Source organism: Aquisalimonas sp., from assembly GCF_007120195.1.
Classification (GTDB): domain Bacteria; phylum Pseudomonadota; class Gammaproteobacteria; order Nitrococcales; family Aquisalimonadaceae; genus Aquisalimonas.
Genome location: NZ_SKOG01000151.1, coordinates 1 through 21,453, shown reverse-complemented (window position 1 = coordinate 21,453; position 21,453 = coordinate 1). Strand labels below are relative to the sequence as shown.

The 21,453-nt window shown below is 65.4% G+C and carries 15 protein-coding genes; 9 read left to right on the top strand and 6 right to left on the bottom strand.

From position 1 onward, the window contains the following. The first annotated feature begins 157 nt into the window (after nucleotides 1–157). Nucleotides 158–829: an alpha/beta hydrolase fold domain-containing protein gene (locus QZT63_RS11335; RefSeq protein WP_290651271.1), complete on the top strand. Its 672-nt coding sequence runs from the start codon at nucleotides 158–160 to the stop codon at nucleotides 827–829. Nucleotides 830–1,038: 209 nt separating this feature from the next. Here QZT63_RS11335 and argH read toward each other — a convergent pair whose 3' ends face one another. After that, the gene (gene argH / locus QZT63_RS11330; RefSeq protein WP_290651269.1) at nucleotides 1,039–2,439 is read right to left on the bottom strand and encodes an argininosuccinate lyase; all 1,401 of its coding nucleotides are present in this window, start codon (nucleotides 2,437–2,439) and stop codon (nucleotides 1,039–1,041) included. 140 nt (nucleotides 2,440–2,579) lie between these two features. On the opposite strand from argH, the gene QZT63_RS11325 reads away from it, so the two are divergent. The 6 genes from QZT63_RS11325 to QZT63_RS11300 all read left to right on the top strand — a co-directional run bounded on the left by QZT63_RS11325 (nucleotide 2,580) and on the right by QZT63_RS11300 (nucleotide 8,712). After that, a complete protein-coding gene (locus QZT63_RS11325) occupies nucleotides 2,580–3,662 on the top strand; it encodes a histidine kinase (RefSeq protein ID WP_290651267.1) in 1,083 nt (360 codons plus the stop codon). After that, nucleotides 3,640–4,389, top strand: coding sequence for a LytTR family DNA-binding domain-containing protein (locus QZT63_RS11320; RefSeq protein WP_290651265.1), 750 nt, complete (start codon nucleotides 3,640–3,642; stop codon nucleotides 4,387–4,389). The genes QZT63_RS11325 and QZT63_RS11320 overlap by 23 nt, the downstream gene beginning before the upstream one ends. A gap of 75 nt (nucleotides 4,390–4,464) precedes the next feature. Beyond that, nucleotides 4,465–5,412, top strand: a complete 948-nt coding sequence (gene hemC, locus QZT63_RS11315) for a hydroxymethylbilane synthase (protein ID WP_290651263.1) — start codon at nucleotides 4,465–4,467, stop codon at nucleotides 5,410–5,412. Between the two features lie 32 nt (nucleotides 5,413–5,444). Continuing rightward, on the top strand, nucleotides 5,445–6,215 hold the full coding sequence (locus QZT63_RS11310) for a uroporphyrinogen-III synthase (protein WP_290651261.1): 771 nt from the start codon (nucleotides 5,445–5,447) through the stop codon (nucleotides 6,213–6,215). Then, nucleotides 6,212–7,471 (top strand): uroporphyrinogen-III C-methyltransferase, encoded by a 1,260-nt coding sequence (locus tag QZT63_RS11305; protein WP_290651259.1) that lies wholly within the window; start codon nucleotides 6,212–6,214, stop codon nucleotides 7,469–7,471. The genes QZT63_RS11310 and QZT63_RS11305 overlap by 4 nt, the downstream gene beginning before the upstream one ends. Beyond that, nucleotides 7,468–8,712: a heme biosynthesis HemY N-terminal domain-containing protein gene (locus QZT63_RS11300; RefSeq protein WP_290651258.1), complete on the top strand. Its 1,245-nt coding sequence runs from the start codon at nucleotides 7,468–7,470 to the stop codon at nucleotides 8,710–8,712. The genes QZT63_RS11305 and QZT63_RS11300 overlap by 4 nt, the downstream gene beginning before the upstream one ends. Before the next feature lie 346 nt (nucleotides 8,713–9,058). Here the strand turns inward: QZT63_RS11300 and QZT63_RS11295 are convergent, their stop codons facing one another. From QZT63_RS11295 to QZT63_RS11280, 4 genes are all read right to left on the bottom strand, one after another. Continuing rightward, entirely contained in the window at nucleotides 9,059–10,039 is a 981-nt protein-coding gene (locus QZT63_RS11295; protein ID WP_290651257.1) for a quinone oxidoreductase, read from the bottom strand. 64 nt (nucleotides 10,040–10,103) lie between these two features. Further along, entirely contained in the window at nucleotides 10,104–12,398 is a 2,295-nt protein-coding gene (locus tag QZT63_RS11290) for an NADP-dependent malic enzyme (RefSeq protein WP_290651256.1), read from the bottom strand. A gap of 187 nt (nucleotides 12,399–12,585) precedes the next feature. Further along, the gene (locus QZT63_RS11285) at nucleotides 12,586–13,362 is read right to left on the bottom strand and encodes an alpha/beta fold hydrolase (protein ID WP_290651254.1); all 777 of its coding nucleotides are present in this window, start codon (nucleotides 13,360–13,362) and stop codon (nucleotides 12,586–12,588) included. Next, nucleotides 13,359–18,206, bottom strand: coding sequence for an NAD-glutamate dehydrogenase (locus QZT63_RS11280; protein ID WP_290651252.1), 4,848 nt, complete (start codon nucleotides 18,204–18,206; stop codon nucleotides 13,359–13,361). The genes QZT63_RS11285 and QZT63_RS11280 overlap by 4 nt, the downstream gene beginning before the upstream one ends. Nucleotides 18,207–18,419: 213 nt before the next feature. On the opposite strand from QZT63_RS11280, the gene QZT63_RS11275 reads away from it, so the two are divergent. Both QZT63_RS11275 and QZT63_RS11270 read left to right on the top strand, forming a co-directional pair. After that, on the top strand, nucleotides 18,420–19,073 hold the full coding sequence (locus tag QZT63_RS11275; protein ID WP_290651250.1) for a hypothetical protein: 654 nt from the start codon (nucleotides 18,420–18,422) through the stop codon (nucleotides 19,071–19,073). Further along, nucleotides 19,073–20,110: an alpha/beta hydrolase gene (locus tag QZT63_RS11270; RefSeq protein WP_290651248.1), complete on the top strand. Its 1,038-nt coding sequence runs from the start codon at nucleotides 19,073–19,075 to the stop codon at nucleotides 20,108–20,110. The genes QZT63_RS11275 and QZT63_RS11270 overlap by 1 nt, the downstream gene beginning before the upstream one ends. Nucleotides 20,111–20,132: 22 nt before the next feature. Here QZT63_RS11270 and QZT63_RS11265 read toward each other — a convergent pair whose 3' ends face one another. Further along, the gene (locus QZT63_RS11265) at nucleotides 20,133–21,128 is read right to left on the bottom strand and encodes a 3-oxoacyl-ACP synthase III family protein (protein WP_290651246.1); all 996 of its coding nucleotides are present in this window, start codon (nucleotides 21,126–21,128) and stop codon (nucleotides 20,133–20,135) included. Between the last annotated feature and the right edge of the window lie 325 nt (nucleotides 21,129–21,453).

The following is a 21,453-nucleotide window of genomic DNA, read 5'->3' as shown; positions in this document are numbered from 1 at the left end:
CCCCTGGCGGCGTTGCGCCTCCTCGCCGTAGTCCCCGCTACGCCTCGTCGGCGCGCCTTGCCAGGAACCGTCAGGATCCACGCCAATTTTCGCAACGTATTTACGGGACAGGACACTAGCATACGCAAGCATGCAATCATGCAAGCGGGAGGTCCAGATGAGCGAAGAATTACTGGAGTGCGTCGAGGCCGGCGCCGGTGCCCAGCCATCGGCAAGCGTCATCTGGCTGCACGGTTTGGGTGCCGACGGCCATGACTTCGAGCCCATCGTTCCGGAATTGCGGCTCCCGGCTCGGCTGCCCGTGCGTTTCGTCTTCCCCCATGCCCCGGTCCGCCCCGTCACGCTCAACGGCGGCATGGCGATGCGCGCCTGGTACGACATCATCGCCCTAGGGGGCAATGCGCAACAGGACGCGGCGGGCATCCGCGAGTCCGAGCGCCAGGTGCGCGCCCTGCTCCAGCGTGAGAACGAACGCGGCATCGCCACGAACCGCATCGTGCTGGCCGGGTTCTCCCAGGGGGGAGCCATCGCACTGCATACGGGAGTGCGCTACCCGGAGCGGCTGGCCGGCATCATGGGGTTGTCCACCTACCTGCCGTTGACCGATACAGTGGACAACGAGCGCAGCAGCGCGAATGCGAACACCCACATCTTCATGGCCCACGGCACCCACGATCCAGTGCTCCCCATCCAGATGGGCCAGAACTCCCATCGGTTGCTGGAACAGCTGGGATATGACATCGAGTGGCATGACTATGCCATGCAGCACCAGGTGTGTCTCGAGGAGATACAGGCAATCAGCGCATGGCTGCAGCGGGTGTTGGGTTAGCAAGGCAACACCGCGCTAGTGTCCTGCAACTGGGGTTACACGACACTAGTGTCCTGTCCCGCAAATAGCGTTACGATTGTCGCGGCCCTGACGGCCCCTGGCGGCGTTGCGCCTCCTCGCCGTCGTCCCCGCTACGCCTCCTCGGCGCGCCTTGCCAGGAACCGTCAGGATCCACGCCAATTTTCGCAACGTATTTACGGGACAGGACACTAGGCGAGTGAGTCGAGCCGCTCCCTGGCCTTTGCGACCTGCGCCCGGACCTGCTGCGGCGCCGTGCCGCCCAGGTGGTCCCGGGCGGCCAACGAGCCCTCCAGGGTGAGGACCTCGTAGACGTCCTCGCCGATGGCGTCGGAGAAACCCTGCAGGGTCGCTAGGTCCATATCCGCCAGGTCCATGCCGATGTCCACGCCGTGGCGTACCGCTGCCCCGACGATGGCGTGGGCGTCGCGAAAGGGCACGTCCTTGCGCACCAGGTAGTCAGCCAGATCCGTGGCAGTGGCGAAGCCCTTTTTCGCCGCGCCATACATGTTCTCCCGCTTGAGGCCCATGGCCGGCACCATATCGGCGAAGGCGCGCAGTGACGCCTGCACGGTGTCCACCGTGTCGAACAGTGGCTCCTTGTCCTCCTGATTGTCGCGGTTATAGGCCAGGGGCTGGGATTTCATCAGCGTCAAAAGCGCCATGAGATGCCCGTTTACCCGCGCCGTCTTGCCGCGCACGAGCTCCGCCACATCCGGGTTTTTCTTCTGCGGCATGATGCTCGAGCCCGTGCAGAAGCGGTCGGGCAGGTCGATGAAGTCGAACATCGGTGAGGTCCAAAGGATCATTTCCTCCGCCATTCGGGATGTGTGGGTCAGAAGAATGGCGGCCGCCGCGGTGAACTCGATGGCGAAGTCGCGATCGGAGACCGCGTCCAGGGAGTTGTTGCTCGGGCGGTCGAAGCCCAGCTCGGCGCAGGTCATGGACCGGTCGATGGGGTAGCTGGTGCCGGCCAGGGCGGCGGCGCCAAGAGGCATCACGTTGACGCGGCGTTGACAGTCTTCCATGCGCTCTTGATCGCGTACGAGCATCTCGTACCAGGCGAGCATGTGATGGCCAAAGCTCAGCGGTTGGGCCACCTGGAGATGGGTGAACCCGGGCATGATGGTCTGTGCCTCGCGTTCTGCCAACTCCACCAGGCCGCGCTGAAACCGCATGAGTTCCGCGGCAATGGTCGCGATGGCTTCGCGCAGGTACAGACGGATGTCCGTGGCGATTTGATCGTTGCGCGAGCGGCCTGTGTGCAGCTTCTTGCCCGCCTCGCCAATGCGCTCCGTGAGGCGCTTCTCGATGTTCATGTGCACATCTTCCAGCGCCGGCGACCAGTGGAATTTCCCGGCATCGATCTCCGATTCGATCTCCGTTAGCCCCTGGAGAATGCTGTCGCGCTCGGCGTCGTTCAGCACCCCGGCGGCGGCCAGCATGCGCGCGTGGGCCATGGAGCCACGGATGTCCTGGCGATAGAGCCGGCGGTCGAAATGCGCCGATGCCGTGAAGGCCTCCACGAACGCGTCTGTGGCCTCGGTGAAGCGCCCGCTCCACAGTGGCTGGGTTGTATCCTTGTCGGTCATGGCTCGCTTCTTCATCGCATGATTCGCGCGGAGTATATCAGCGCTTGACAACAACGGCTTGCCGTCCGCTGGTTGCCCCACCACACTGGAGAGGATCGGAACACGGCCATCGGGCGAGCGCCGCCCGGCCCGGGAAGGCAATGAATACCGCCAATCACCAGAACACGGGGTTTTTGCCCGATTTCTGCAACCTGCGCACCATCTTCGCCGTGGTGGTTATCGCCGAGTTGCTGGTCTTCGTGCTGGTCCTGGCGCAACCCGCGGATATCGACCCGTGGCAGGCCCTAAGCCTCTATTCGCTGTATGTGCAATGGATTGCCCTCGGTTGCACTGTGCTGCTGTGCCTGGCGCGCAACTGGCTGGCGCGTCTGCGCCCGTTGGTCGCGGCGCTACTCGCCTGGCTCCTTGTCATGGTGGTGACGGGCCTCGTGGCGCAGCTTGCGTGGATCGTGGTCGCCATGGAGGGCCAGAGCAGCCAGAGCGGCTTCATATTGCGCAGCATGGGCCTCGCCGCAGTAGTCACGACCGTCGCCCTGCGCTACCTGTACCTGCAGCAGGACTGGCGGCGCCGCGTGGAGGCCGCCTCGGCGTCACGGGTGCAGGCATTGCAGGCGCGCATCCGCCCGCATTTTCTGTTCAACACTCTGAACACCATTGCCGCGATAATCCGTTCGCGCCCGCAGCAGGCCGAGACCGCTGTGGAGAACCTGGCCGAACTCTTCCGCGCCAGCCTGGAGTCCGGCGAGACCCTGACCACCGTGGGGGAGGAACTGCGCGTCGCCCGTGGCTATCTCAACATGGAACAGCTGCGCCTGGGGGATCGCCTGCAGGTGGAGTGGCGCATTGACGGCGTGCCGGAGGACGGGCTGCTCCCGCCCTTAACTTTGCAGCCACTGCTGGAGAATGCCGTCTATCATGGAATCGAGCCGTGTCCCGAGGGCGGGCGTGTCGTCATTCGGGGACGACTGCAATCCGGGCGTCTCGAGGTCTGCGTTGACAATCCCGTTCCGGTCGCCGGGAAGTCCGGGCGCGACGGCCTTGGGATGGCCCAGAAGAACGTCCGCGACCGTCTGGGGTTCGCTTACGGTGAGCGGGGCCGTCTCTCGACCCGGCAGACGGACGATTGCTACACCGTCTGCCTGTCCGTGCCCTATGAGCCGCCGCCTGCAGGTCCGGGGCGGACGCAACGGGAGGGCGTGCATGCGCATTCTGATCGTGGATGATGAAGCCCCGGCACGGGAACGACTCGCCCAGCATGTCTCGGACCTTGGAGGTCACGAGGTGGTCGGATTTGCCGGCAATGGCGACGAGGCGATCCGCCTGGCGCAGATGCACGAGCCCGACCTGGTGCTCATGGACATCCGCATGCCGGGGACAGACGGCGTGACAGCGGCCCGCGCGCTGGCCAATGCGCCGGCGCCGCCGGCCGTGGTGTTTGTCACCGCGTACGGAGAGCACGCTCTCGCCGCCTTTGATGCCCAGGCGGTTGACTATCTGGTGAAACCGGTGCGACGGGAGCGCCTGGAACTGGCGCTGCGCCGTGCGCGCCGGATCACCCGGCCCCAGCTCGAGACCCTCAGTGCAGAGGTTCCAGCCGTGGATGGCCCGCGCCAGCATATTCTCTGCCGACGCCGCGGCGCCATGGAGCTGATCCCCGTCGCCGATGTGCATTGCTTTTACGCCGATAATAAGTACGTTACCGTCTGTCATGGCGCCGGTGAGGACTTGATCGAGGAGTCTTTGCGGCAGCTGGAACACGAATTTGGCGAGCGATTCGTGCGTGTGCACCGTAATGCCCTGGTGGCCCGCGATCGCCTCGGGCGTCTGGAGAGGGGAGGCGGTGGGCGTTACTATGTCGTGCTGCGCGGAATGGAAGTCACCCTGGAGGTGAGCCGAAGGCACGTCGCGCGGGTGAGGGGGTTGTTGGCGGAGCTCGGGGACAGGGGATGACACGGGTTCGGCACCGCGTCCCGACTCGTGGCATCCTATGCAGCTCCACCGTCCCCACAACAACGAGGCCCCAGGATGCCCGGTGAAATCCTCCGTATCGCCACCCGCAAGTCGCCGCTGGCCGTCTGGCAGGCCGAACACGTGGCCGGGCAGCTACGCGCTGCCCATCCCGGCCTGCGGGTTGAGCTGGTGAGGATGAGTACCCGCGGGGACCGGATAACGGACGCGCCGCTTTCACGCATCGGCGGCAAAGGGTTGTTTCTCAAGGAACTGGAGCAAGGGCTGCTGGATGGGCGGGCCGATATCGCCGTGCACTCCATGAAGGACGTGCCCGCAGCCATGACGCCGGATCTGCATCTGCCCGTGATCCCGGCTCGCGGTGACCCCCGCGACGCGTTTCTCTCTGTGCGTCATGCGAGCCTGTGGGACATCCCCGAAGGCGGCATGATCGGCACCGCCAGCCTGCGGCGTCAGTGTCAGATCCGGGCCGCGCGCCCCGATGTTCGGGTCGCAACGCTGCGCGGCAGCGTTAACACGCGCCTGGCCAAGCTCGACGAGGGGCAGTTCGACGCCATAATCCTGGCCGCCTCTGGGCTGCAACGCCTGCAGATGGACGCCCGGATCACCCGCCTCCTGCCGCCGGAGGAGAGCCTGCCGGCTGTGGGTCAGGGGGCACTGGGGATCCAGTGTCGGGTGGGGGACACGGCGGCGGAGGCGTTGATTGCACCCCTCGACGATGCCCGCAGCCACACGCGCGTTGCCGCAGAGCGGGCCGTAAACCGTGAGCTCGAGGGGAGTTGCCAGGTCCCCATCGGCGCCTATGCGGAGCTCCACGGCGACCAGCTGCGCTTGCGCGCGCTGGTGGGCTCACCGGATGGCCGGGAGGTGGTGCGCGGCGAGACCAACGGTGCGGCGAAGGATGCGGAGGCGTTGGGAACGCGCCTCGGCCATGAGCTTCTGGAGCGCGGTGGGAGGGAGATTCTGGTACGGCTGATCGCCGAAGCCCAGGGCATCGCGCAGTGATGGCCGCTGGGGCGCCTCTGTCGGGAACGGGCGTGCTGGTCACGCGGCCGGTCCATCAGGCCGCGCCACTGTGTGAGGCGCTGGAGTGCCAGGGGGCCGCGGTGACGCGGTTTCCGGTGATCGCGATCCGGCCACCCCTGGACGAGCAGGCCCTGGACCGGGGCGTGAAGCGCCTTCATGGCGCCGATGTGGCGATCTTCGTTAGCCCCAACGCAGTGGAGGCGTTGCTGGATCGCCTGGCGCAGCGCGGTATTCCCTGGCCCGAGGAGGTGCGCGTGGCCGCTGTTGGCCGCGGCACGCAGCGGGCGTTGGAGCAGCGTGGCGTGGGCGTGGATACCGTGCCGGACAGCGGTTTCGACAGCGAATCGCTGCTCTCCCAGCCCGCGCTCCAACACGTTTGCGGTCAGCACGCTATGCTGGTGCGAGGGGATGGCGGCCGGGATGTGCTCCGGGCGACGCTGGAGCACCGCGGCGCGACCGTGGAGATACTCGCCGCCTACCGACGCGCCTTGCCGGAGCTGGACCCGGACATTCTGGATGAGGCCTGGGCAAACGGCAGGTTGGACGTGGCCGTAATAACCAGCGCTACGGCCCTGGAGCACCTGATGCGACTGGTCGGGCCGACCCGGCAGGACCGGCTTCTGGCGACCGGCCTTGTAGTCATCAGTGAGCGTGTGGCGGAACAGGCCTCGGGACTGGGCTTCCACAATGGTATTGTAATAGCTGCCGGCCCGAGTACTGAGGCACTCACGGACGGGGTCGTGCGCTGGGTGGCAAGCAACCGGAGACAGGATAATCCATGAACGATGCTTCGACACGTAACGGCAAGCGCGACCCCTCGACCGCTGACCCCCCGGAGAATCAACAGACCGGAGCCGGCGGCGAGGCGGTGAACCAGCCTGCGAAAAAGCAGCAGGCGGCGTCTGGCGGCTCCGGCACACGACCGCCCGACCGTGGCTCCGGTAAAGGCGCGGGGGGCAAGGGGCGTGGTTCTGTCGCACTGGCAGTGATTGCGCTCCTGCTGGCCCTTCTCGTCGCGGCCGCCGCGGCCGCCGGCGGCTGGTGGTTGTGGGAACGCCTTCAGCTGCTGGAGGCGGCCCACGGTGACCTGGAGGAGGTCCGCGATGACTATGCCCGCCAAGCGGAGCTGGCAGAGCTGCGCGATGGCCTCCAGAGCCGCGACGAACGCCTGACCGGACGGGTCGATAATCTCGCCCAGGAGCACAGTGCGCATGTGCAAAGTCTGGCCCGGGTCGAAGAAACAGTGGCTACCGTGCGGAACTTTTACAACCGCGCCTCCGATCGCATGGACCGCATCGAGGAGCTTGCCGCGGCCCACCGGGACGAGTGGATCCTGGCCGAGGCCGGCTATCTTTTCGGCGTTGCCCGTTACCGCACACGCTTCCACGGTGATGTGGACGGCGCCTTGCAGGCACTTAAGGAGGCCGATCGCCTGCTCGAGGAATTGGGTGCCGAGACCGTGGAAGAGCGTCAGGATGTGGCGGATGCCATCAATGCGCTCCTGGATGTGCGCAAGCCGGATCGGGCGGCCATGGCCGGCGAACTCAGGACGCTGGTACAGGGCGTCGATGAGTGGTCGCTGAAGGAGGTGGAGCGCCGGGTCCCGCCCGCCGAAATGCCGCGCCAGCGGGATGCCGAGCTGGACACCCTGGCGGGCTGGCGCGACGCCGGGCTGCGTGCCTGGGGACAGTTCCGGGACGCCATCGGCTCTCTCGTGGTGGTGCGCCGCGACGATGCCCCGCCGAGGTTGATGGCACCGGAGGAAAGTCACTACCTGCGTGAGAACTTGCGGCTTCAGCTGCTGACCGCGCGCCTGGCACTGCTCGATGGGGACGCTGATGTATTCCGGGACAGCCTCGCCGAGGTCGATGCCTGGATGGAACATTACTTCGACAGCGAGGACGCGGACGTCAGCGCAGCCCGCGACACTGTCAACCGCTTGCGCGAGCAGCAGGTGCGGGCGGAAATGCCGGATCTGGGCGAGATACTGCCGGATCGACAGGCGCCGGGTCGGGACGTCAGGGAGGACGGTGAATGAAACGCCTCTTCTTGCTTTTGCTGGTGCTGTTCGCCAGCGCCCTGGTCGCCCTCTGGTTTCACGAGCAGTCAGGGTACGTGCTGATCTCCGTCGGTGCACTGACCATGGAGACCAGCCTATTCCTCGCCATCGGGGCGTTATTTGCCGCTTTCCTGGCGCTGCTGCTGTTGCTGGGCACGCTGCGTCGGGTCGGTGGTATGCCCCGCGGCGTCCGGAATTGGGTGGCCGTTCGCCGGATCGGGCGCTCGCGCGACCGCCTGGTCCGGGGGCTGGCGCGTCTTGCTGAGGGTGACTATCAGCAAGCCGAGCGTTCGCTGATCCGGGCCGTGGACGACAGCGAGACGCCGGTGCTGCATTACCTCAGTGCTGCCTGGGCGGCCCATCGGGTCGGTGCCGGCGGACGTCGGGATAGTTATCTGGCCCTGGCCGACAAGGCCGACCCGAATGCCAGGCTGGCTATCGGCCTGTTGCAGGCCCAGCTCTACCTGGAAGACGAACAGTGGGAGACGGCGTTTGCGACGCTTAACTTGTTGCAGGAGCGCTATCCCCGTCATCCGCGCGTCCTCCACATGCTGGCGCGGGCCTGTGAGGTGTTGGGTGAATGGGAGCGGCTGCTGGATCTGACACCGCGCCTGCGGCGCCACACGAGCATGGATTCCGCGCGCCTGTCGGCGCTGCAACAGGCTGCCGCCACCGGCGTGCTCGAGCAGGCGGCGCGGCAGAGTCGCGACGCGCTGGACCGTGCCTGGGACCGCTTTCCCAAGGCCCTGCAGGAAGACCCGGTGGTGCTCCTGGCGTATGTGGACGGCATTCTGGCGTTCTCGCCGGGCAGTGAAAAGGTGGAAAAGCGCCTGCGCCTGGCCCTTCGCAAACAGTGGGACAGCCGGTACGTCGACCGTTATGGTCGCCTGCAGATGGATGACCCCGAGCGGCCCTTCAATGTGGCCGAGGCCTGGTTGCGGGAGCATCCGGAGGATCCCAGCCTATTGTTGGCTGTCGGCCGGCTGGCGATTCGCAGCCGCCTGTGGGGGCGTGCCCGCTCCTATCTCGAAGCCTGTGTGGCCAGGCAACCCAGCGCCGAGGCCTGCTATCTACTCGCGGATCTACTCGAGCACCTGGGTGAGCGCGATGCGGCCCGGCGCGCGTATCGCCGTGCGGCGGAGCAGGCGGGCGGCTTCCGCCCCATGCCGGAACTCGAGCACGTGCGCCAAGCCCAGGCACTTGTCGCCGCACAGTCCTGATTGGGCCGTGGCGTGCACGCATGCTGGGCTCGTGCGCCCTCGGCGCGGTTTGTTTAACGGTGCATTACGCTGGCGCTAATGTCTACGCCCTTCGATCGGCCGCGGCGCCATGGCATGGCTGCTCATCGTAGGGTGGATGAGGCGAAGCCGTAATCCACCGTCACTGACACAGCGCCGCAGGCGCGCAAACCAAGCTGCGCCTGTGCGCCTGCGGCGCGGATTGTTTGACGGTGCCTTACGCTGGCGCTAATGCTACGCCCTTCGATCGGTGCCGATCCACTTGGCCGGACGCGACGCGTGCGTGCTGGCGGATGGGCCGTACCCTGGCTCGCCGGCCGGTGGCCTGTCAGGACAGGGTAAGGACGGACGACCCGCTCGTCTGGCGTCCCTCCATCGCCCGATGGGCTTCTGCAGCCTGCTGCAACGGGAAACGGTGGTTTACCACGATGCTGACCACGTCTTTCCGGACCAGGTCGAACAGCTCTGCGGAGGCGGTCTCCAGTTCCTCCCGGGCGGCCACATAATGGAATAATGTCGGGCGCGTGAGAAACAGAGAGCCCTTGGCCGCGAGCTGCCCCACGTTGAAGGGCTCCACCGGGCCGGACGACTGTCCGAAGACCACCAGCAGCCCCCGTGGACGCAGGCAGTCCAGGGATCGCAGAAATGTGGACTGACCGACCGAATCGTAGACCACCGGCACACCCGCGCCGCCGGTAATGTCCCGCACCCGCTCGACGAAGTCCTCGGTCGCGTAGTTCACGGGGTGGTCGCATCCGTGCGCCCGTGCCAGTTCGGCTTTTTGTTCGCTCCCCACTGTGCCAATGACCGTTGCCCCCAGGTGCTTGGCCCACTGGCAGGCGATCAGCCCCACTCCACCGGCGGCCGCCTGAATCAAAATGGTATCCCCCGGCCGGACGGCATAGGTTCGGCGCAGCAGGTACCAAGCCGTCATGCCCTTGAGCATCATGGCGGCGGCGGTCTCGTCACTGATGCCTTCAGGGATCTTGACCAGTCGATCGGCCGCGATGATGCGCCGCTCTCCATAGGCGCCTGGCGGCCCGGCAGCGTAAGCCACCCGGTCGCCGGAGGCGACGTGCTCAACGCCTTCACCCACGGCTTCCACCACCCCGGCGGCCTCCATGCCCGGTGTAAAGGGAAGTTGGGGTGGTGGGTAGAGCCCGGTGCGGAAATAGACATCAATGAAGTTCAGGCCCACTACCGTGTGACGGACTAGGGCCTCGCCCGCGCCGGGCTCGCCGACGTCGACCGACTCCCAGTGCATCTGATCCGGGCCGCCGGTCTGGTGAACAACGATTGCCTTGGACATTGGACCTCGCTCCATCAATGATTGACCGGCCGGCTAGTCGGACGGCCGGTGGCCAAGCCAACCACTACGCGCTCGCCGCATCTCTGACGACCGGCTTCATCATGGTGCACTCTACGGCGGTCAGCGCCGTCATGTTGATGATGCCGCGTACGGTCACGGATGGCGTAAGGACGTGCGCCGGCCGCTTTGCACCCAGCAGAATCGGGCCCACGGACACGCCCCCACTCGTGGCCTTCAACAGGTTGAACGAGATGTTCGCGGCATCAAGCGTGGGCATGATCAGCAGGTTGGCGGTGCCGCTGAGCCGCGCGTTGGGGAAAATGCGCTGTCGGATCTTCTCGGAGATTGCGGCATCGCCGTGCATTTCGCCCTCGACTTCCAGGTTCGCGTCCCGCGACTGGATGATTTCCAGCGTTTCGCGCATCTTTGTTGCGGACTCCGCCGCGGAGGAGCCGAAGCTCGAGTGTGACAGCAAGGCGATCTTCGGTGCGATCCCGAACCGGCGCACCTCGTCGGCCGCGAGAATCGTCATCTCCGCAAGCTGATGGGGGGTTGGGTCCTGATTCACGTAGGTATCGCAGAGAAAAAACGTGCCCTTGGGAAGGATCAGCGCGTTCATGGCGCCCAGGGTTTGCACGCCGGGGCGGCGCCCGATCACGGCATCGATGTACCCGAGGTGGCGGTGGTAACGACCGTCGATTCCGCAGATCATGCCATCCGCCTCTCCCCGGCGCACCATCAGCGCGGCGATCGCCGTGTTGCGTGTGCGCACAACGGTGCGCGCCTGATCCGGCGTGATGCCCTTGCGCTGCATGATGGAGTGGTACAGCGTCCAGTACTCACGATAGCGCGGATCGTCTTCCGGGTCGGCCAGTTCGAAATCCTCGCCCATGCGCAGCCGTAGCCCCAGGCGTTTAATGCGCATCTCCACCACCTTGGGGCGACCGATGAGAATGGGCTTGGCCAGCCCGTCGTCCACCACCACCTGCACAGCCCGCAGCACACGCTCCTGCTCGCCCTCGGCGTAGACGACGCGCTGGATTTCCTCGCGGGCACGCTCGAACAGCGGTCGCATCACCAGCCCGGACTGGAACACGAACTGGTTCAGGCGCAGCTTGTACGCCTGCATGTCGTCGATCGGTCGCGCGGCGACACCGCTGTCCATGGCCGCCTTGGCGACGGCCGGTGCCACGCGGGAAATCAGGCGCGGGTCAAAAGGTTTGGGGATGAGGTACTCCGGGCCGAAGCGCAGCGGCTTGCCCCCGTAGGCCGCCACCACCACATCCGAGGACTCCTCCATGGCCAGATCAGCAATGGCCTCCACGCAGGCCAGCTTCATGGCCTCGTTGATGGTGGTCGCCCCCACATCCAGGGCGCCGCGGAAGATAAACGGAAAGCACAGGACGTTGTTGACCTGGTTGGGGTAGTCCGAGCGGCCGGTGGCAATGATGCAGTCCGGGCGCGCCTCCTGGGCTTCCTCCGGCAAAATCTCGGGGATGGGGTTTGCCATGGCGAACACGAGTGGATCGCGTGCCATCTTCGCGACCATGTCGCGGTTCATGGCGCCCGGCCCGGAGAGCCCGAGGAAGATGTCCGCGCCGTCAATGGCATCGCCCAGGGTGCGCTGGTCGGTTTCCCGGGCGAAACTCGCCTTGCGTTTGTCCAGATTGTCACGGCCGGTGTGCACCACGCCGCGGGAGTCAAGGATTGTGATGTGCTCGCGCTTCATGCCGAGGCTGACCAGCAGCTCCAGACAGGCGATGGCGGCCGCGCCCGCCCCGGAGCACACCACTGTGACGTCCTCGATGTTTTTCTTGACAATGCGTAAGCCGTTGCGCACGGCGGCAGCCGTGATGATGGCCGTGCCATGCTGGTCATCGTGGAAGACCGGAATGTTCATGCGCTCCTTGAGCTGCTCCTCGATCTCGAAGCACTCGGGCGCCTTGATGTCCTCCAGGTTGATGCCGCCGAATGTGGGCTCGAGGCTGGCGACGATGTCCACGAAGCGCTGCGGATCGCGCTCCTCGATCTCGATATCGAAGACATCGATGCCGGAGAACTTCTTGAACAGGCACCCTTTGCCTTCCATAACCGGCTTCGATGCAAGCGGCCCGATTGCCCCCAGGCCGAGCACCGCGGTGCCGTTCGTGACCACCGCGACTAGGTTGCCCTTGGCCGTGACGTTCGCGGCTTCCTTTTCATCCTCGACAATCAGATCGCAGGCGGCTGCGACCCCTGGAGAATAGGCAAGCGCCAGGTCACGCTGGTTGGCGAGCGGTTTGGTGGGGACAACCTCAATCTTCCCGGGGGTGGGAACTCGATGATACTCCAGGGCGCTCTCGCGAAAATCTTCAGACATTCCCGTATACTCCCGCAACAGTGGATGATGATCTCAATGCACCAGGGCCTTCAGAGACCGGCGGGCCTCAACAAGAAGTGCCCCATCATAAGCCGGGGTGCTCGGGGTAGCCACCGGACACCCGTCATCGGCGCTGTATTCGGTTGCCGCCCAAGCCCTGCTAGGCGGCCGGCATGCACGAACGCCCTCAAGCAGCCTGCAGAAACACCCGCACGCGCTCGAGGAACGCCTGCGGCTGCTCCGCGTGCAGCCAGTGGCCGGCACCCGGTAGCGCCTCGATGACCGCCTTGGGGAACAGCGCCTGGATCGTACCGTGAGCGGATTCGGGGACGTACTCCGAGTGTTCGCCGTGCAGAAACAGCGTCGGGCCCCGGTAACAGCCTGAAAGCTCCGGGAAGCCGGCGATGACCGGAAGGTTGGCCTCCAGCGCTTCGAGGGGAATGCGCCAGGCGAAGCCGCCATCCCGGGCTTCGAGGTTGGTGAGCAGGAACTGCCGCAGCCCCGCCTCCGGGATGTCCTCGGCCAGGGCATCGCTTGCAGCGGTTCGCGAGCCGAGACGCTGAGGCTCGATGCGCTGCAGCGCGCGTAACAATCGACCGTGGCCGTGATCGCCGTAGGCAATAGGCGCAATATCGCCGATGAGCAAGCGCTGCACGTCGTCGGGGTGACCCAGCGCCAGTGTCATGGCGACTTTGCCGCCCATGCTGTGGCCGATCACGGTGGCCGGCGGGATGCCGTAATGATCCTGCGTCTCGGCGACGGCTCGTGCCATGTCAGGGTAGTCCATGGTGGCCCAGTGCGGCGATTGCCCGTGGTTCGGCAGGTCCATGACCACGACCTGATGGTCGGCGGCGAGGTCGCGGGCGATCCGGTTCCAATTCGTCCCGGACCCGAACAGGCCGTGGAGGATGACGATCGGAGGGCCGCTGCCCTGGATGCGTGTATGCAGTACACCCTCGCTCATGACTGGTGGGTCTCCTGCGCGTGCCGCCGTCCGGAGAGGACGGCAACGTTCTTGAGGTCCTGTATGGTCACGGTCAGCATGGGCAGGTCAGGCTCGCCGCCGCTGCGGATGTCGGCCATGGTCTGGCGCAGGCGCGCCACCGGGCCTGACATCGCCGTCTCCCAGCTCGCCACCTGTGCCTCCGGGGGCAACTGCGGGTCGTCGTCCCTCAGCACGCTAGTGGCTAACAGGCGCAGGTACAGCGTGAAGTCATCCTCCAAGCCCGCGCGGCAACGCTCTTCCCAGGGACTGCCCGCCGTCAGTCCGCGCACGGCCCCGTCCAGCCAGCGCAGCTCCAGCGCTCGGGCGAGCTGGAAGTAGATCGCCGCGGCACGCTCCGGCGTGCTGCCCGTGTCTTCGGCGATTTGCGAGATATCCAGCGCGGCGCCCAGGGTAGGAAGCCGGGCGATGCGGCGTGCGAGATCATCCGGGACGGATTGCCCGGTCAGCTCCGCGGTGCGCTCCTCCAAGGCCTGCTGGTCCGGCGCCGGCAGGACCGTGTCAAGCGTCTCTCCCAGGGACTGAATGATGCCCGCGAGCCGGTCACTTGCTTCCGGGCTGGAGAGGCTGTCCGGCAGGTGATGGAGTAGCCACAAGGCCGTGCGTTCGGCAAGCGCAAGGATCTCCTGGCGAAAGTCCTGCTGCAGCGCCGCGGAGATGCGATTATCCTGGGCATCCAGTGCATTCCACAGCCGCTCCAGGTCGTAGATGTGGCGGGCGGCGAAGTAGGCCCGGGCCACATCGCCGGCAGGAACGCCTGTCATGTCCGCCAGCCGGAACAGAAAACCAGCCCCCATACGGTTCAGCATGTCGTTGGTGACCTGGGTGGCAATGATTTCCCGCCGCAGCCGGTGATCGGGCATGTAGTCTCGGTGCTTTTTCTGCAGCGCGGTGGGAAAGTAGCGCACCAGCACATCCTGCAGGCTGCGGTCATCCACCAGGTCGCTGCCGACCAGGGCGCGGAAGCCGGCTAGCTTCGCATAGGCCAGCAGTACCGCCAGCTCCGGGCGCATCAGCCCTTCACCGGCGTGGGAACGCTCGTCGATCTCCAGGTCGTCCGGCAAGCCTTCCAGGTGACGGTCCAGCTCGCCCGCCTGCTCCAGGGCGCGGATCTGTCGCGCGTGCTCGCCCAGCAGCTCCGCGGCGCGGAATTCCATGGTGCTGAGCGACTCGGTCTGGCGGTAGTTGTCCTCGAGCACCAGCTGCGCGACGTCGTCGGACATCTCCGCCAGCAGGCGGCTGCGCTGCTTCTCAGTCAGGTCGCCCCGCTCCACCTCCTCATTGAGCAGGATCTTGATGTTGACCTCGTGGTCCGAACAGCTCACACCACCGGCATTGTCGATGGCATCGCTGTTGATGCGCCCGCCGGCGCGGGCATACTCAATACGCCCGAGCTGGGTCACGCCGAGATTTCCCCCTTCGCCGACCACGCGGCAGCGCAGCTCGCTGGCGTTGACGCGAACCGGGTCATTCGCGCGATCACCGACATCCAGATGGGTCTCGGTGGAGGCCTTGATGTAGGTGCCGATACCACCGTTCCAGAACAGGTCCACCGGTGCCTTGAGGATGCCCTTGATGAGTTCGTTGGGGGGCAGTGGACGCGGCTCGATGCCCAGCACTTCGCACGCCTCCGGGCCCAGCTCAATGGCTTTCGCGGTACGCGGGTAGATGCCTCCGCCCTTTGAGAGCAGCTTGCGGTTGTAGTCGTCCCAGCTCGAGCGCGGCTTGTTGAACAGGCGCTGGCGTTCGGTATAGCTGCTCGCCGGATCCGGTGACGGGTCGATGAAGATATGGCGATGGTCGAAGGCGGCGACCACGCAGGTCTGCTCCGACAACAGCATGCCATTACCGAATACGTCCCCTGACATGTCGCCCACGCCGGCCACGGTGAACGGCTCGCTCTGGATGTCTCGGCCCATCTCGCGGAAGTGGCGCATGACCGCCACCCAGGCGCCCCGCGCGGTAATCCCCATCTTCTTATGATCGTAACCATTGGAGCCGCCGGAGGCGAAGGCGTCGTGGAGCCAAAAGCCGTACTCCGCGGAGATGCCGTTGGCGATGTCCGAGAACGTGGCCGTGCCTTTGTCGGCGGCAACCACCAGGTAGGGGTCGTCGTCGTCGTGGCGGATGACGCCTTCTGGCGGCCTGATCGTCTCGCCCACGTAGTTATCCGTCACGTCCAGCAAAGCGCGGATGAAGATCCGGTAGCAGGCCGCCACCTCGGCGGGCTGAGCCTCCCGCTCCTCGGGCAGCTGCTTGGCGACGAAGCCGCCCTTGGCGCCGACGGGCACAATGACCGCATTCTTGACCATCTGCGCCTTCATGAGACCCAGGACCTCCGTGCGGTAATCCTCCTTGCGTTCCGACCAGCGCAGACCGCCCCGGGCCACCTTGCCGCCGCGCAGGTGAACGCCTTCGGTGCGCGGCGAGTAGACGTAGATCTCGAACGCCGGCCACGGCTTGGGCATCTCGGGGATGCGTTGCGGGATCAGTTTGAGACTGAGATAGTCATGGCGCTGGCCGGTGCTGCGATCCAGCTGATAGGCGTTGGTGCGGACAGTGGCCTGCATGGATGCGAGCAACCGGCGCAGCATGCGGTCCTCGTCGAGGCTCGGCACATCGTTGAGTGCGCGTTCGATTTGTCCAGCAAGGCGCTGAGCCCGCTTGTCGTCGTGGCGCTCGGGGTCAAACCGGTTGTGGAACAGCCGGATTAGCAGCCGCGTAATGCGCGAGTTATTGGCCAGGGTCTCTTCCATATAGGCCTGGCTGTAGGCCGTGCCGGCCTGGCGCAGGTAGCGGCTGTAAGCGCGCAGGATGACAATCTCGTCCCAGGCGAGCCGGGCGGCCAGTACCAGGCGGTTGAAGCCGTCGTCGTCGGCCCGGCGGTACCAGACCGCAGCGAACGTGTGCTCGAAGACCTCGCGGACCTGCTCGACCTCAAGGTCGCGCCCCGGGTACTGCAGTCCGAAGTCATGCACCCAGGCCACGCCCTCGGGTTGCGCCGGCTGGACGACATAGGGACGCTCATCGAGCACCCGCACGCCCATGTTCTCCAGGATTGGCATGGCATCCGTGAGCGTGATGCTGCCGCCGCGGTGATACAGCCGCAAGCGCATCTTGTCCTCGCCGTCTTCCAGCAGCCGGTAGAGCACGATATTGAGATTGTTCTCAGGGTCCAGCTGCTCCAGGCGCTCGATATCGTGGGCGGCCACCCGGGCCGACGTATCCTCGCGGTAGGCAGCGCTGAAGGCCTCGCGGTAGCGCTCGAACAGGTTGTTGCCACGCGCCTCCCCGTAGTAATCCCGCAGGGCATCCTGCAGGTCGTCCGTCCACGCCCGTATCGTGTGAGCAAGGCGCCGCTCCAATTCGGCATAATCCTGTTGCGGCAGCTCGCCGGGCGTGACATGGACGATGAAGTGGATGCGCGCGAGCACCGATTGCGAGAGATTGACGGTGAACTCGCAGTGGGGCGTCCGGAAGGCGGCCTCCAGGACACGCTGCATGCGCTGACGGACGTCCGTGTTGTAGCGGTCCCGGGGCGCGAACACCAGGCACGAGGCGTAGCGCTGGTAGGTATCGTGCCTCACGAACAGGCGCACCCGCTGGCGCTCTTGCAGTTGCAGGATGCCCATGGCGATGTCGTGGAGCGTGTCCGGTTGGATCTGGAACAGCTCGTCCCGCGGGTACGTCTCCAGGATGTTGACCAGTGCCTTGCTGGCATGCCCGGGGTGCGGCAAGTCGGCCTTCTCCATTACCTTCTGGATCTTGCGCCGCAGCAGCGGAATCCCGTTCGGATTGCGATTATAGGCAGCCGAGGTATAGAGCCCCAGAAACCGGTGCTCGCCGATCACCTTGCCCTCGGCGTCCAGCCGCTTTACGCCCACGTAGTCCATGTACCCGGGCCGGTGCACCGTGGCGCGGCGGTTGGATTTCGTCAGGATGAGCAGCTCAGGATCGCGGGCCAAGGCTTTCACCGCCGCGGGCAGCGCGTTGAAGCTATCCGACGGCCCCTTGCTCGACAGCCGCCTGAAGATGCCGAGCCCCGAACACTTTACCGGCGTGAGGACGTCTTTGCGCCCTTGATGTTCCAGGTCGTAGCAGCGGTAGCCAAGAAAGGTGAAGTGGTCGGCCGTCAGCCACTCCAGAAAGGCGATGCTCTCGTCGCGTTCCGGCCCCGGCTGGGCATTGAGCTCGAGCGTCTGACGGGCTTCGCTCATGCGATCGCGCATCGGGCCCCAATCATTGACCACATGCGCGGCGTCGTCGAGCACCCGCTCGACTTCCTCCTGAATGGCTTCCAGGCCCTGGCTGGTGCTCTGGCGGTCCACCTCGAAGTGCATGAACGCCTCCGGGGCCCCGGAGGCGCTGCCCTCCGGCGCGATGGCCTGGATCTCGCCCTGCTCGCTACGCGTGACGTAGATGATGGGATGGATGATCAAGTGGATCGTCAGGGCATGCCGGTTCAGTGCCATGGCGACGGAGTCCACCAGGAAGGGGCGGTCGTCACAGACGATGTGGACGATGGTGTGCGTGGACTCCCAGCCGTACTGCTCTGGTTCCGGGTTGTAGACATGCACACGGGCCTGCCCGGAGCGCCGCCGCCGGGCCAGATGCAAGTGGCTGAGCGCCGCACCATAGACATCGGCCGGCTGCCGGTCGGCCAAGTCCTCTGCCGCCACGCGCCGGTAGTACTGGCTGACGAAGCTCTTGATGCGCTCGCGATCCTCTTTTGCCCAACGCTCGTCGACACGTTGGTGGACGGCATCCAGTACCTCCCGTGTGCGCTGCTCTGCCGCGATCTGCATTGCCCGTGCTCTCCTTAGTAATTCTTGTTTGCCTGCATCCAGCATAGGACCTGCGACGCCGGAGTGCACCTATCCAAATGGACAGGGAATGTGCGCGGCATGACTTCAAATCCGTTAGACTGCTTCCGGATTCAGCGACGGACCGGTTTTTGCCGGCGTCCTGCTGTTTGTGCGGGCCCGACAAGACGAAGCCCGAAAGACCGAGAGACCACAATGAGTCAGTCCCCCGAACCCGCGCAGCGTCGGGTCAAGCGCCACTTCCGTAACGGTCCCCCGGACGCCGAAGACCAGACTCGGATTGCGTTATTTCTGCAGTCGGTTAAAGGCCTGAATGCGTCCGTGCTGGCTAAGCTGGAGTGGCAGCCGATGGACTGGATGCCGTACCGGTGGCTGCACAGCCAGTACTACCGCGAGATGGAACTGTCCACCCTGGTGGGACGGGCGACGCAGTGGTCGACCCAGCCGCTGATCTATATGGAGGCGGCGCAGATCAGCGTGGATCTGTGGGGGCGCACGCAGGCCGCGCGCTACCTCCCGGGCTTCTTCGAGGTGGACAAGCGATTCTACAGTTATCTCGCTCTTAGCCACGCGTTCATGTCGGTCATTCGTCTCCTGCCCGTGCTGCCGCCGTCGATGGATCTCGAAACGGACCCTTTTCTGAGCGCCCTCAAGGCCATTGAGGAGGAGAATGGCCGTCAGATTCAGACGCAGATTCGGCTGCTCAAGGAACTTGACGCGGGGCTTTCGCGCCAGCGGCGCGAGGGCATAGTGGAGGATCAGCGCCAGTGTGTGGAAGGGTGCTTTGCCCAATTCCTGGAGACGCTCGGGCAACCGCCCGGCGCGACCCTTGAAGGGGTAGATGACTGATGCCGGTTTTCGACCACGAAGGCCACGCCATCTATTACGAGCTCCATGGCCGCGAGCGGGATCCGGTCATCACGATCGTCAATGGGCTGTCCATGCGCACCGGCCACTGGGCCCCTTATTTCGAATTGCTGCCCGCGCGGGGTTGTCGGGTGCTGACCTACGACATGGTGGGTCAAGGGGCGTCTTCCAAGCCGATCCTGGGTGCCGATTTCGATGACCAGGCGGAGATGCTCGCGGCGCTTCACGTTCACCTCGGCATCGACTTCCCCTACGTGCTCGGGATCTCCTTCGGTGGTGTAGTGGCCCTCAAGTACGCAATCAGCCACCCGGAGCGTATCGCCGGGCTGATCCCCGTCAGCACGTTTTCGGAGCTGGATCCCCAGCTGGAGGGTCATGCGCAAAATCTCTACCAGGGGCTTGCGCGGGTGGGCTTCGAGTTCTACCTGGACCTGCTGATGCCCTTGAATTTCAGCAACGCGTACCTCGCGAGCAACCGTGAGCTGACTCGAATCATCAAGCGCGTCGGCGCGTCCACCAATGAGCTCTACGGTATACAGAACCTCATGGAGTCGCTCGCGGATTTCCGTTCCATCACGCCCGAGCTGGCGACTATTCGTTGCCCCACCCTGATTCTCCACGCAGAATTCGACTGCCTGACGCCACGCCATCTGCATGACATCATGCGCCAGCACATCAGCACGTCGCGTCTGGTGCTTGTGCCGCGCGTCTGCCATGCCTTTACCCTGGAAATCCCGGAGCTTACCAGCCGCGTGCTGGGGGATTTCGTGCGGTCCGTGGAGTCCGGGGAGTGGCAAGGCGACCAAAGCGTCTGGATAGCGGCCGAGGATCCGGGCGCGGAGCCGTTACTGACCCGCTGCGAGCAGGATCACCTGCGCGCCATCCCGCTGCCCCGGGACACGGGCAATGCCGCCGCGGCCTCGGTGAGGGCGAGCCGGGCCGGGCGCGGGAGCAAGGCAGCGTCCGGCAAGACGACACCCCGGCGGAAGGCGCCGAGGAAAGTGCCGCCGAAGGGCTGAGTGCGCTGCCGGGTAACATCCATCACATGCGAAATGCCACGGCGGCCTGGTTGTAACCGACGCCGGAGCCAATCATGACCACCAGGTCGTCGTTGTTGATTCGGCCTTCGTCCACGCACTTCGAGAGCGCCATGGGAATGCACGCCGACCCCGTGTAGCCCCACTGGGCCATGATCATGGGCGCTTTTTGCCGGGGCAGGCCAATCGTGTCTGCAGCCAGTTCCAGGGAGTGGCGGTTCACCTGGGTGAAGATCACCTGGTCCACATCGCCGACAGCAAAGTTGTTCGCCGTGGCGAGCTGCCGGAACAGCTTCGGCCAGCCCTCGTCGTTGATCTCCGGCGGATAGCGCTTGACCAGGCGCACATTCGTGCGGCCTGCGGTCACCGACTCGACCGTGGCCGGCTCCGCGGTGCCCCCGGAATAAATGCCCCAGCAATCGGCGTAGGCGCCGTCGGCGAGAAAGGAAGCGCCGATGAAGCCCGGATCGGCCGATGGCTCAACCAATGCCGCGCCGGCGCCATCACCGTAGAAGAACACGGTCGGGTCAGTGGGGTCGGCAAGCTTGCGCATCATGTACGCGCCGACCACGAGAATGGTATGCAAGTGCTGATTTGTCGCCAGGAACCCGGCGGCGTTGGCCAGGGCAGTCGGGAAGGAGGCACAGGCGCACCCAACATCGAAGGTGCCGGCCCGCTTGGCGCCAAGCTTGTGCTGGAGGACGACGGACGTCGACGGGGTGATGTAGTCCGGCGAATCGGTGCCCAGAATAATGAGGTCGACATCCTCTGGACGCCTGCCCGCCTTTTCCAGCACCCGGCTCGCGGCCGGAAGCGCGACATCGGAGGTGGCCCAGTCATTCGGAGCATACCAACGTTGCTCAATCCCGGTGCCGGCCGCGAATTTCCCGACCACCTCCGGCTTACCCAGCGCCGTAAAACGCTCGTTGAGCTCTTCGTTGGTCACGCAGCGCTCCGGCAGATAATGTGCCGTGGCGATGATCTTGGCGTTGCGGTTCATGGGTAACGGGGCCTCTGACGCGGGAACTTGACGCCCCGATCATATGCGAGGCAGTCAGGTTAACCAAATCGCTTTGGCATGGAAACGGGGTCGCCGCATCCATACGGCCATCCTCCGTCCCGGGCGGTCTCCGGGCCGCGGCTCCACTACCCGTCTTCAATGGAGAATAACCCCGCCGGCTACGCCTATTCCGTATAGACGCCATCTAGTGTCCTGTCCCGCAAATAACGTTACGATTGTCGCGGCCCTGACGGCCCCTGGCGGCGTTGCGCCTCCTCGCCGTAGTCCCCGCTACGCCTCGTCGGCGCGCCTTGCCAGGAACCGT